The following is a 12,078-nucleotide window of genomic DNA, read 5'->3' as shown; positions in this document are numbered from 1 at the left end:
GAACATTATCTAAAATGGTACTGTATAAGTAACATCTTTTTTATATGCAATTCCTTGACCACCTATGGTTGCGCCATAAGCTTTTGTCCCATAAACATAAGCTGTGCCGCCAGTTTTTGATTTGTTTAAGACATAATCAGTACTGTTTTCAGTATACGCTATTGGAAATGCCAAACCAGTCTGAGAACTCCACACAACAACCTTAGTAACTATACCATTAGAATTACGTGTTACTTTCGCATATGAAGTAATTGTAGATACGCCAGTAAATTCCCATGATGAATAAGTTTTTGTGCCGGCATTCGATGCTCTAAGCATAATTGGACTTGATTGTTCTATAACCAATTCTTGTTTTTCTTCGTTCATTAAAAATTCTTCAAATTCTTCTATTGAAGAAAAATTTAATGTAGAATCATATTCTTGTTGCTCATTTATAAATGTAATATCTGTAAGATTATATTGCTGGGCTAACATTTCTAAATCTTCATGAGTAACATCTTTAGCGGATGCTTTTTCAGTTGAAAAAGTAAATAAAAATAAAACGATAAGCAAACTTAAAAAAGGGTATACATATTTTCTCATTTTAGATAAACACTCCTTTTAAGGTTTTATCATTGAAATTATACTGTTTCTTCCTTCTTTACTTTCACCCGGGTATGTTAATAACTTACCATTAGCTATTAAAGTTTCAAAATCAACTTTTGTTGATAATTTAACAAATATTGATAAGAGTCAGATAATTATTCACTTCTTGGAGTTTGATATCACATATAATCCTTATAAGAAAGAAAAGAAGCCTAGTAAAAACTAGACTTCTGCATTTAATTAGAGGTATAAAAGTACTCATAAAGTCCTATAGAGAATCCTATGCCACCAGTCTATAAAAGTTTCAAAATCAAGTTTTGTTAATAATTGAACAAAACTTGATAAAAATCAGAAGACTTTCAACTGCTTCTGTAATTGAATTTTCGAAATTACAATAGGGAGCTGTTGCAAGAACAATACTTAGGGTGTTTTGTACAATTAATGCGGTAGTATAGGTGTGTGGGGGGAGGGTAGGGAATGGAGTTTGAAGTATTGCAGAATGGGGATATTATCAGTAAAGTGAAGACAGAGGAAAGTTGAAATATTAAATAAAAGGTGGAGCAAGTTATTGCACTTGTGATGATGATTGATTATGTGAATCTTAAAATCAAGATTTGAATATGTTTATTAATAGCTTATATTTTTTTTATTAATAGTAGTAATTCAAATATAAATATATTAAAAAGGACAATTACTCCTACAATGATAAATACGCTCTGTGTAGCAATATCTAGAATGAAGATTACTGTTAATAAAATTATTATTGCAATAAGTATTTCTAAGTAACCTTTTTTTCTTTCACTCATAAATTCAGCTCCTAAACTAATTAAATTGATATATAATTGGGCAATTAGCGGTCCCTAAGCATGCTATTAAAGTGTTCGCCCTATAGATTTGGAAAGGTTTTATAACTACATACAATAATCAATATTGAATTTAACTGAATATTCATAATCGGCCTCCTTAGTAGTACAATACCATCAGCTAAAAAAGTTTCAAAATCAAGTTTTGGTGATAATTGAACAAAAGTTGATAAAGGTCAGAAAACTATCCTTTCCTTTCTGAAATGTGAATTTTCGTAATTACAATAGAGGACTGTTGTTAGACAACACTCAGAGTGTTTTGCACAAATAACACAGCAAATGTTGAGGCGTATGACGATTGATGAGGAATGGATTTTGAAGTGTTGCAGAACGGATAGGTTGTGAGTAAAGTGAATAGAGAGGGGTTCACTTTGGAGATAGCAATTAAATGAAGTAATCAATGAAGAAATGGACAAAAGAATATATCGAAAGTTATTGGTACCGAAGAACAGTAGGGGAAATATATAAGTTAAAACTATATGGGCGTAATCCTAGGAGTCCGATTGTTTAGTTTTGTTTAGTTATAAACCTGAGAATTATGAGACAAATTTAAAAAGCTCAATATTATATGGTTATTATCACCATATGATGTTGAGCTTTTGTTATCAATTACTATTTTCTCTGTACCTCCAATTGTTAGATGGTATGTCTAACAATTGAATGTGGTACAAGTATTTCAGAGGCTAACCTTCAAAAAAGTCAGCCACTTTTACAATTTATTTCAAAAAAAGAGGTTGTTGCTAAATCATTTCTAATTACTACGGTTTACTACTTGAGTAGCAATATAAAATTTACCCTCTCGTTTATACACTACAGATTTTGGAAACTCATCTCCACTTATTCTTTCATATATAGGAGTACCCTTATTTAAAGAATTAGCCTCAAAATTATTTTCCGGAATTTGATATCTATTTATTTTTTGCTTAATCTCCCCCAATTTCCTTACTATTTGGGATTCATTAACCGGTTCCCCGGTTACGACATAGACTGTATCTTGAATTTTCAGCATCTCCACAAGATTGTGTTTGCTCTCGTAAATCTTATCATAAGTTATAAGCAAAGCAATTATAAGTATTGCTGTACCAATAATCCAAAATTTTTTTTTGTTTTTCATATTGCACACTACTCTCTATTTATTTCTACTCATAACATACTTACTTGATGCATTATATATTTTGTCGTGGAACTAGTGCATATGCCTGCTCCATTATATTTCTTCGCATTGTATCCTTCTTTATCTTTCCCGGGTATACTATTAGCATATCAGTATCTATAACTATTACAAAATCAACTTTTGTTATAAATCGAACAAAGATTGATAAAAATCAAAAATGGCTATTAGGATGGACTTTGTAGAAAGTAACTCCCTAGTATTTCAGAAGTGAAAGAGTTTATGAAAACTATACAAATGGATTTATTTAAAAGAATAGCGTATAATTACTCCACTCATTCTCGTGACTTTAGCAAGTTACTATACATTCAATACAAATCTTAAAGGTAATAAAAATTATATTAGTGATTTAAACCATTTCGCCAACCACATGAAAAATCCCACGGGAAGGGTGTAGACTTTTCCATGGGATTTCTTTTTTTAGATAAAAAGTGTTAAGGGTATTACCAAAAACACAAAATGGCTAACTATCCTTGATACACACTTTCACATGTATCAGGTGCTGGTTCATAGAAGCAATGATTTTTAAATTGACCAGTAAAAGGCTGACCGTACCATGTTGGAGGACATGGTGCGTATGGATTGAAATACCAAAGTGCGAATTTCGCTGGATGTTCTCTCCAATAATCCAACGTCAGTTTGGCTAATCTTTTTTCAGAAGATCTCGCTCTTTGGTAAAACAAATTCCCTTTTTGAACCGCTTCAAAAGAATAATTTCCTCCTTGTATTTGATAAATGACATCATTAATTGTTCTTAAATCTTTAAAGTCTGGACATTCTGCTACAAGACGATTCACAATGACATTGCCAACATATAGCATTCCTTGGTTTCCTTCGCCTTCCGCTTCTGCTCTCATCATCCTTGCCACCAAGCCAATGTCAGAATCTATATATTTTACTCTTGGCATTTTTTCACCTCCACCATATAGTATGAAAAAAAGCTTACATAATTGAAAAATTATTTATTTGGAAAAAGTGATGAGCTATAAGTAGAGGTTGAAACGTCATTTCGAATGATGACTTTCGTGAAAGTGGGGTACCAGTTCACTATGATGTACAAGAGTTATTTGAAAGAAAAAAATCATGTGCTTTATACACATGATTTCTTTAAATCTTTCGTTTATTTTTAACGAACGTATAAATATTTAAAATAACTCCTATAAAGAACATAATGATCGCATTGAATGCAAGGATCAACACCATAAATCCTCCTGCAAAAGCAACTCCTTCTCCTGTATCACCTGGTTCGCGTTCATAATTAATCCCTAAATACACAAAGCTACCGACTATTACCGGAATTAAAAGCGCCATTCCAATGGCAGAAGCCCATATAGGGATCTTCTTATGCTTGTATAAATAGGATGCTAAATAATCACAAATTACAATAGACAGTAATAAAACGATCCAAACGATAGCATCTCCATCCATTTTCAACCACCCCTTTGATTATAGGTTAAAATAAATTGTTTTTTTTCAATCGAATTATTTTCCTCTGGGTGTTTTTCTTCTTAATATATAGTATGGAAAAAATCCTGCAGTCTTGCCACTTGAACTGTTAAACGTAACTACAATCCAAAAACACGCAATCTATGCTGTCGGCAAAACGGCAAGATGGCGTGTTTTTTGGTTGTATTAAAAATTCTTTTTGAAGTACGGTGTTTTTTTCATCACGATACATACTGGAATTGCGATGATTAACCCGACAACGTTTTGGATCAAGTCTCCTGGAATGGATGCCATCGGGGCAACCCAGCTTTTGAACATAATCGCTTGCCCGATATAGTAAACCCCCATCATTACGGGCATAGCAACAACTGCTGCTAAAATGTTTAATCGGATGTCGTCGCCTCTATGTCCTTTAGACCAAGCGATTTTCCCAACGATGGCGCCTTGTAGTGCGCGGGAGATAATTGTAGTTGGCGCCCAAATTAACCAACCGCCTACAATATCGAATAAGCCCATTCCGATTGCTCCAGCAAGTGCTCCCTTTCTAGGACCGAATAAAATCGACGTGATTAAAAGCATGGATGTCCCTAAGTGAATAAGTCCACCTTGCCCAAATGGTAGCCTAATATTAATAAACATTGTGGCGACGAAAACAAGTGCTGCTAAAATGGACGTAATCACTAAATCAAATGTTTTCGTGCGTGATTTTGTATAGGATTGACCTTGTATATTTTGCATCTGCATGTCCTCACTATGATGAATTTTTCGATAATTTTAACTTTAGCAAAGGACTGACTATCGTAAAAGTGCCAATTTGATAAAAATATTAAGGGTCAGTTTGGGTTTTTATAAATATGCACGTTTTCGCATCTTTCTAAATATGATACGATGAAGAGAATACAAGCAGTGTTAGGTGGAGAGTATGATGAAAAAAGTTGCTGTAATTCAAGATATGTCATCCTTTGGGAAGTGCTCGTTAACGGCTGCGATGCCTGTGCTGTCAGTGATGGGTGTCCAGGCGGTGCCACTACCAACTGCAATTTTAACGGCACAAACAGGGTATCCGAGTTTTTATTGCGAGGATTTAACGTCAAAGATGGATTACTTTGTGGATGAGTGGAGCAAGCTTGGTGCGACCTTTGATGGCATACACACAGGCTTTGTGACAGGGAAGGAGCAAATTGATAACATCTTTCGATTTTTAAACGTGTTTCACTCGAGTGAAACGAAGCTACTTGTCGATCCGGTAATGGGCGATTTGGGCGAGGTGTATAAAATGTATACAGGCGAGTTGCTTGATCGTATGAAAACGCTAGTGAAGTGTGCAGATATTATTACACCTAATATTACAGAATGCTGCTTGCTTACGGGTTTGTCATACGAGAAGCTACAAAGCTATCAAGAGGATTCAGATTATCTTCAGGCGTTAGAGGAAGCGGGCCATCAGCTACAGCAGACAACAGGGGCGAACGTCATTATTACCGGTTTGAATCCGCCGCCAGCAGATGCGAACAAGCGTTATGTAGGTAATATGTATATCGATGCAGAGCGTTCATTTTCTAGCATCCAAGAATATAACGGCGAGAGCTATTCAGGCACAGGTGATTTGTTTGCATCAGTCATTATGGGTGGCATGATGCGCGGTCAGGATTTAGTTGAATCGATGAAGCTTGCCGAGACGTTTTTAGCAGCTTCGATTGAAGCTACGTCAAAAGAGCAAATTCCGCGCGAAGCAGGCGTGAATTTTGAAAAGTTTTTACGAATGCTACTTTAGAAATCTTAGTGTTTTGAACACGTTAATGGATGGTAACGGCTATACAGCACGTCTTCTACTTAACGGGGGATGGAATTTTTGTAATAAGGAAATAAATCAATTATGCCTCGGCATAATTGCGTCCGGAATCGGCTTTGTGCTTAGGCCTGCACGATGCAGGTCAGTTAGCCGTTATCGCATGGATGCGATGATTTTAGGCTAACATCCCCTAAGAACTCCATTCTGATTCCGTGACATCCGCCGGAGGCTTTGGGCCAACGTGATGTTGGTCACTCAGTCGTTGCCACAGGACGTGGCGTTTTTAGACTGAGTTCCTCTATTTCAGCTGGTGTCCAAACACCTGCTGAAAGAAGTTAAAATCATGAATTGGGGAGGTGTATAATGGATTCAATTAGATATTACGTAGTGCAAGTAAATGATCGCTACTACCAAGGGGAAGTAGACCTTCAACCATTCACAGATGATGAAGAACAGGCCTTTGCGTTTAAGGATATTGTGGCAGCAAACCAATTGGCAAATGAGATCAATGGAATCGTCTTGACTAGAGACGTCAGTTATCAGGAGCTAGAAGATCTTTCAGCACAATATCTGATTGAGTACGAGGCATTGCCAAAAGAAGAGCGTGACACTATAGAATCATTTTGTGGGGAGCTCAGTATAGGAATGTTTGAATAAAAGTCGAATCGAATCTTTTCGGTTCTTTTTTTATGTAGTTTGCGACTGAACATTTTTTGTAATATTAAATGTGATTTGTAAATGTAGATTTATTGTGAGGTGAGGGAATTGAAACTACTAGATGAACTTGCGGAAGCATTTTTAGATGGATTGAATGATGAAATGTCGTATGTGTTAAACCGTCGAACAGGTGAAGTTCTTTTGGATGCCCCAGAGGATATAACTGGTGAACCTGAGATTGATTGGGATGACGAGGAAGTGACTGCGGATTTGGTGATGATTCCAACCGTTTCATCGTCTGAAATGTATGATGTCATGGTGAACTTTGCTAAAAAGCAACCAGATTCGATTACGATCCATTTAATCAACGTACTGAACGGAAACAAGCCTTTTCGATTTTTTAAGGGAAAAATTAATGAACTCGGTATCGAAAATCATTGGTACCAATTTGAGCAAGATTATGCAAAGAGTAGAATGACGGAGTGGCTAGAAGAGTTTTCTAAAGTTAAAGGTAGCGAAGAATAAAATAACTTGAGAATTAAACACCAGATGCATATGCGAAAATCATGTAGCACAGTAGCATAAAACGTGTAAGAAAAATCAATGCCTCTCCACATCCCTGGGAAGCGGTCAATGTCCCTTTTCGCTTGAAGGGGCTAACCGGGGTGTGGAACTCTCTTTTCTTTACTCTCAAAAGAAAAAGCCTTAAAGAGAATATCTCTTCTAGGCTTTGTTAAACACTTTATTTAATTCAGTTATGATGAATGAACATATACTTAAAAAGTACATGTAGGATTATTATCCGTCTCAAAGTATATATGAAAATGCTTACTGCAATTTGGATTAAAAAGAGTATGACAATGCTTACAATTTGTGCTATTCATATATTCATGAATCGTTAAATCCTTGTTACAGACACCACAAAATATTGCCTTTTCATTAAACACCTCTTGCTTCCATGGCTGGATTTTATGATTTGAATTTTCCTCATGACATTTATAGCAAGGATAATACGCACCACAACATTTGAATTTTATTGAAATCGTATCTTGCTTATTAGAATAGTGTGTACATCTTCCTTGATCATCAATAACATTTCCTAGAATAATCATATTTCTAACCTCTTTTCATAATGGTCAAGTACCAAAAATTCTTTCACTTACATCAATTACTCACAGGTCCACTAAATGGCTCAGCATCAGGAGTTATAGCATATTGCCACACTTTACCGTCATCACCTTTGTAAAAATAGGAATACATAAAGGCTTTTTTATCGATAAAGTTTATGTATAGCTGATAATCAAGTTTGCCACTCTTAATTGCATCTGCTATAACTTCTAAGCTTGGGTTATACTCTAATTCATTGTGTTTAGCTGAATCGTACAGCCATGTTTCTGTGTGATCAACGACATCTGAAAGAGTTTCCTTACCAAATATTTCTCTAACTTTATCGTACGATAAACCAACCTTCGCAGTTTCCTCTACAAATTCTTTTGTGATGAAGGGTTCTTTATTTGAATTAGTAGTTTCTTCATTTGAACAAGCGACAAGAAAAAGTAGGAGACTAAGACAAATTAATAGTTTTTTCATTTCAAAACCTCCAATTTACTAGACGAAACTAGCCTTCTATACTGCCCCTCGATCATTCTAAAATGATGCTTTTCGTGGATGGCAAGTAGCTGGATCGATTGAATGAGGTTAGGGTAGTGGGCAATCGGGTCTGGAAAGACAATATGCCCGGCAATATCCTCCTCAATATTTTTTACTAATTCTTGCATTGCGCTCGTTTCGTTTACTAGTAATTGTTCAATTTCATCACTGTTCAGCGTAAAACGTATTTTAGAGGGGGGCACTAATATTCCTGGAGCCCTCATGCCTCGTCCTTTTTTGTTTTTATATTCTTCGTAAATATCATGTATTTCAGTGGCGAATGGCTTGTTTCTTCGCATTTTCGCGTAAGGGGTGAGCAGTAGTGAAAATTTTGTTGCTGTTTTCAGCATTTTTAGGATTAGATAAAGGTGATAGAAATGTTCACCGATAGACCATTTTTCTTCTTTCTCACGATGCCAGAGTTGCTCCTGCGAGAGTGACTGAATACAAGGTAGATAGTGAGTTCGCTGCTCCTGCAATGTATGAAAATGATGTGCCATATTGTTCGATTTCATAATTTAGAATCTCCTTTATATACACCTATTTTCAGTGTGTATAGATTAAATGCTTAATTTCTTTAGATTCCAGCCTATAAATAGACATCAACCATTGGTTATTTGCTTTCTTTTGATTTTAAAATATAGTAGAAAATTAAAAGTATTCCTGCTACAAAAAGGCAAAAAAGGCCTGCTAATTTTTCATGTTGGATGTCAAAAGGGAAGTTTAATCCTGTCCACATTGCTCCAATACCTGTAACGCAAAACACTATAAATAATACAAATACAAAAGATTTCATTAAGGTCATTCCCCTTCTTTGTAAACTGTAAGTATGAAGCACAATAAATCCCTAATTTATTTTTTAATTTCTTGAGTCTTTATTTCAATCATAAGTTTAGATTTCATATTTTAGATTCTTCCTTATGCTGTTATTCCTATTTTAGGGAACTTTGTGGTGAAAGTACATGAAACATTGTTTATAATTGTCAATAAAAATGAAAAGGATCGTAGGAGGGGAACGAATGAATAGTAGACGTTTAACAGCTACAGATGCTAAGGCTTATCGGAATTTACGATTAGAGGGATTACAAAATAATCCCGAGGCATTTGGTTCTAGCTTTGAGGAGGAAAAGGATTCTCCGATTGAGCTGATTGCCGGCAGATTAGAATCACAGAGTTCTTATACGATAGGTGTATTTGATCAAGAAGAATTAGTGGGCGTTGCGACGTTAGTTCAGGAAAGTATGCTTAAGTTAAAGCATAAGGCAGGCATCTTTGCCGTTTATGTTTCTCCCGGAAAGCGTGGACTTGGCATTGGCAAGCATTTAATGGTTGAAGCAATTAACAAGGCTAAAGAGTTAAAGGGAGTTGAGCAGCTTAATCTAACGGTTGTGTCAACGAATGCTTCAGCGAAGAGACTGTATTCCTCTTTAGGTTTTGAGGTTTTTGGGACGGAGAAGAAGGCATTAAAAATAGGTCAGCAATATTTTGATGAGGATTATATGGTTTTGTTTCTTTAAGAATTCCCGACTACCTTTTAAATTTGATAAAGATAAATCAATAGGGAAATAGCTATTTATAAAGCAAAATATGAAATTAATAATATTAAAGACTACTTTGGTTCAGATATTCCTAAAAGAACGATAGAAGTTTTAGAATTGATGTATTTAGGGAAAACTGATTTGGAAATTAGCAAAATATTAAATCTAAGTACATCAACAATTAGAACTCATATTAATATTCTTTTAATAAATTTGATATTAATAGTCGTGCACAATTAATTAGTTTAATTAATAAAATAAAAAAAAATTTACATTATTGGTTGGGAGAATAAGTATGAATAGGAACTCGATATCAAATATCTTTTTATTTATAGGAAGTATTTTGTTATTTTTTAAAATATTATTTGTAATGGGTTATTTGAATGGGCTTCGAGTAAAATATAATACTTATGTTGACATTTCGTATTTATCTTTTTTCTTTTTAGGGGTTGTATTAAAGTCTTCATCAAATAATAAAAATAAAAATTAAGTATTACACCATTATTCCACCATCAATTTTATTAGAACTTTAACGGTGCTTAACGGGAGGGTATCAGCATTGTGATTGCAACTTTGGTTATAGTTTAACTCATGATGGAGGCAAATCAATTAATGCAACAGATACTTGCTATATGGCACATGACAGATGTTAGAGCGTTTTTGGATATTAGGACAATTGCTGCGATCAAGAGCGGGTGTCTTGGGTTTCAGGAATACTACTGCATATACTACGGATTTCAAGCATTATTCTGTAAATATTAAGGTAAAAGCCTTTGAAGGAATTAAACTTTCAAAGGCTTTTTTTAAAAAGATAAGTTATAGACACTAGCAACATTTCAAAGCTTAATACTAATAAACCCACTCCAACCTAACCACTATTAAGGAGTATATAATTTTGGTTTTTATGAAGAACCCCAATGAAATAATGGTGACGTAGCTGCTAGTGTTTGCCTGTTTTATTTTTCAGTAGCGTTATACTCAGTACTATATTAATTATCGTTAAAGGGAATGCAAGCCATAACCCTAAATGACCTAAGCGTTCAATTTGAATGGGTGATTGATTGTAAAAATAATTATAGGTAATACCTAGAAGAAGTAAAATTGACAGCACGATATTGATCGATGCAATTTTATTGTTGCTAATCATAATTGCCTCCAATCGATCCTCTTATTGATGTATAGTATGCATGAAATAAAAATCGGATAAAGAATTTATTTATAAATGTCTTTATAAATGTCTTTATAAATGTCTTTATAAATGTCTTTATAAATGGCAGGATTACCTTCATCATCCTCTGTTAAATGATAGCCATCTATAATATTTTCATCTAGCAAAAAAACACCCCGAAAATGTTGGGAAAGGTTTAACATTTTCGGGGTAGTACAGGATACATATCGTTAGTTGCAATATTCAGAAAACTTGATAGATAAATCTCTTTAGTTTTTAGGGCCTATTCTTTCACCTCTTGTTAACCAACTCCAACATATCTCGAAAAACTTCACCTTTTTTTGTAATAAATAAGGAAGGCCAATAAGCAACCAATACAACAAAGCAAGAACCAACACACCAGTTAATATACTGTTCATCTGTGTAGCAATAAAAATGCTAAGGAACATAATAAGAAAATATAGTACAGCAATTCTCTTGTAGGCTATCATAGTTTCCCCTCCTGTTCATACAATCATACAATAAATGGATGAAAGATGGAAATGGGTAATGGAATATTCCTTATCCGTTAAAACCTTATGATCATCAATACATATAATGTTTCTACTAGCATTTTTAATGGGAACGTTTGGATTTAAGGAAGCTTAAATTACTTACTAGTATTCATACACCCATCAAATAAAATTAGGTCGTCTATAACCTAAAATATTGGATGGGTGTTCACTTGTGTTAATTATTTCGCTAGCTTGAATCATTTGCGCAAAAAGTGATTGAATTTCGCTCGCATTACAGAATTTAAACCATGAATTATTCTATTTCTAGATGGATCATCTTCCTTTTTTGTTAGTAAGAGATTTTACAACTTCAGATAACCCCATGATGACAGCTTCTAATTTATCTATTTTCTTTTCAAATCGAATGAACAGATAGACTGTTATGGCAATAGGGAATCCAAAGTTTCCTATTAAGCTAATCCACATTGAAACATTTTCTGGTGTCATAATGTAAATCCCCCTCCTTGAGTGATGCTCGGTTTCGAACCGTGGTTCAATTTCGTTGGCCTTACCAATTGGCTATCTCATCAAAATTTAAATTGTAAGATATAAAGAGAATTCTTCCTAACTAAAAAACAACCTTATGGTTAAAAAATATTATTTTGTGATGCACTTTTTTGTATAAAAAGGTGTTCTTTTTTTATATAAACAAGA

The 12,078-nt window shown here is 34.4% G+C and carries 17 protein-coding genes; 5 read left to right on the top strand and 12 right to left on the bottom strand.

All coding sequences use genetic code 11. From position 1 onward, the window contains the following. Positions 1 to 9 precede the first annotated feature (9 nt). The 5 genes from ACQKN2_RS15000 to ACQKN2_RS14980 all read right to left on the bottom strand — a co-directional run bounded on the left by ACQKN2_RS15000 (position 10) and on the right by ACQKN2_RS14980 (position 4,803). Positions 10 to 582: a hypothetical protein gene (locus ACQKN2_RS15000; RefSeq protein ID WP_427415652.1), complete on the bottom strand. Its 573-nt coding sequence runs from the start codon at positions 580 to 582 to the stop codon at positions 10 to 12. A 1,617-nt stretch (positions 583 to 2,199) separates the two neighbouring features. After that, on the bottom strand, positions 2,200 to 2,562 hold the full coding sequence (locus tag ACQKN2_RS14995) for a hypothetical protein (protein WP_427415651.1): 363 nt from the start codon (positions 2,560 to 2,562) through the stop codon (positions 2,200 to 2,202). Positions 2,563 to 3,086: 524 nt separating this feature from the next. Next, complete coding sequence (locus ACQKN2_RS14990) at positions 3,087 to 3,527, bottom strand: cell wall hydrolase (RefSeq protein WP_427415650.1); 441 nt, start codon at positions 3,525 to 3,527, stop codon at positions 3,087 to 3,089. 199 nt (positions 3,528 to 3,726) lie between these two features. Continuing rightward, positions 3,727 to 4,047, bottom strand: coding sequence for a hypothetical protein (locus ACQKN2_RS14985; protein ID WP_427415649.1), 321 nt, complete (start codon positions 4,045 to 4,047; stop codon positions 3,727 to 3,729). A gap of 204 nt (positions 4,048 to 4,251) precedes the next feature. Further along, positions 4,252 to 4,803, bottom strand: a complete 552-nt coding sequence (locus tag ACQKN2_RS14980) for an ECF transporter S component (protein WP_427415648.1) — start codon at positions 4,801 to 4,803, stop codon at positions 4,252 to 4,254. Positions 4,804 to 4,990: 187 nt separating this feature from the next. Between ACQKN2_RS14980 and ACQKN2_RS14975 the strand changes: the two genes are divergently transcribed. From ACQKN2_RS14975 to ACQKN2_RS14965, 3 genes are all read left to right on the top strand, one after another. Then, entirely contained in the window at positions 4,991 to 5,839 is an 849-nt protein-coding gene (locus tag ACQKN2_RS14975; RefSeq protein WP_427415698.1) for a pyridoxamine kinase, read from the top strand. 381 nt (positions 5,840 to 6,220) lie between these two features. Continuing rightward, positions 6,221 to 6,514 carry a hypothetical protein gene (locus tag ACQKN2_RS14970; RefSeq protein ID WP_427415647.1) on the top strand — a complete coding sequence of 98 codons (294 nt, stop codon included), beginning with the start codon at positions 6,221 to 6,223 and terminating at the stop codon, positions 6,512 to 6,514. A gap of 108 nt (positions 6,515 to 6,622) precedes the next feature. Further along, entirely contained in the window at positions 6,623 to 7,039 is a 417-nt protein-coding gene (locus ACQKN2_RS14965; RefSeq protein ID WP_427415646.1) for a UPF0158 family protein, read from the top strand. Positions 7,040 to 7,290: 251 nt separating this feature from the next. Here ACQKN2_RS14965 and ACQKN2_RS14960 read toward each other — a convergent pair whose 3' ends face one another. The 4 genes from ACQKN2_RS14960 to ACQKN2_RS14945 all read right to left on the bottom strand — a co-directional run bounded on the left by ACQKN2_RS14960 (position 7,291) and on the right by ACQKN2_RS14945 (position 8,960). After that, a complete protein-coding gene (locus ACQKN2_RS14960; protein ID WP_427415645.1) occupies positions 7,291 to 7,626 on the bottom strand; it encodes a CHY zinc finger protein in 336 nt (111 codons plus the stop codon). Between the two features lie 52 nt (positions 7,627 to 7,678). After that, positions 7,679 to 8,104: a PhoU family transcriptional regulator gene (locus tag ACQKN2_RS14955; RefSeq protein WP_427415644.1), complete on the bottom strand. Its 426-nt coding sequence runs from the start codon at positions 8,102 to 8,104 to the stop codon at positions 7,679 to 7,681. Further along, positions 8,101 to 8,679 (bottom strand): DinB family protein, encoded by a 579-nt coding sequence (locus ACQKN2_RS14950; RefSeq protein WP_427415643.1) that lies wholly within the window; start codon positions 8,677 to 8,679, stop codon positions 8,101 to 8,103. Before ACQKN2_RS14950 ends, ACQKN2_RS14955 begins: the two co-directional genes overlap by 4 nt. A 98-nt stretch (positions 8,680 to 8,777) precedes the next feature. After that, positions 8,778 to 8,960 carry a hypothetical protein gene (locus tag ACQKN2_RS14945; protein WP_427415642.1) on the bottom strand — a complete coding sequence of 61 codons (183 nt, stop codon included), beginning with the start codon at positions 8,958 to 8,960 and terminating at the stop codon, positions 8,778 to 8,780. Between the two features lie 223 nt (positions 8,961 to 9,183). Between ACQKN2_RS14945 and ACQKN2_RS14940 the strand changes: the two genes are divergently transcribed. Continuing rightward, positions 9,184 to 9,681: an N-acetyltransferase family protein gene (locus ACQKN2_RS14940; protein WP_427415641.1), complete on the top strand. Its 498-nt coding sequence runs from the start codon at positions 9,184 to 9,186 to the stop codon at positions 9,679 to 9,681. Between the two features lie 36 nt (positions 9,682 to 9,717). Next, positions 9,718 to 9,942 carry a helix-turn-helix transcriptional regulator gene (locus tag ACQKN2_RS14935; RefSeq protein WP_427415697.1) on the top strand — a complete coding sequence of 75 codons (225 nt, stop codon included), beginning with the start codon at positions 9,718 to 9,720 and terminating at the stop codon, positions 9,940 to 9,942. A gap of 700 nt (positions 9,943 to 10,642) precedes the next feature. On the opposite strand, the gene ACQKN2_RS14930 is transcribed toward ACQKN2_RS14935, so the two are convergent. The 3 genes from ACQKN2_RS14930 to ACQKN2_RS14920 form a co-directional block, all read right to left on the bottom strand. Continuing rightward, positions 10,643 to 10,849, bottom strand: coding sequence for a hypothetical protein (locus tag ACQKN2_RS14930; RefSeq protein WP_427415640.1), 207 nt, complete (start codon positions 10,847 to 10,849; stop codon positions 10,643 to 10,645). Positions 10,850 to 10,914: 65 nt separating this feature from the next. After that, the gene (locus tag ACQKN2_RS14925; RefSeq protein WP_427415639.1) at positions 10,915 to 11,037 is read right to left on the bottom strand and encodes a hypothetical protein; all 123 of its coding nucleotides are present in this window, start codon (positions 11,035 to 11,037) and stop codon (positions 10,915 to 10,917) included. 660 nt (positions 11,038 to 11,697) lie between these two features. Further along, a complete protein-coding gene (locus ACQKN2_RS14920; RefSeq protein WP_323648248.1) occupies positions 11,698 to 11,871 on the bottom strand; it encodes a YvrJ family protein in 174 nt (57 codons plus the stop codon). Positions 11,872 to 12,078 lie beyond the last annotated feature (207 nt).

Source organism: Lysinibacillus sp. NPDC093688 (assembly GCF_050280145.1).
Classification (GTDB): Bacteria; Bacillota; Bacilli; order Bacillales_A; family Planococcaceae; genus Lysinibacillus; species Lysinibacillus xylanilyticus_B.
The sequence above is the reverse complement of the archived record's forward strand: the minus strand, read 5'-3'. Positions and strand labels throughout refer to the sequence as shown.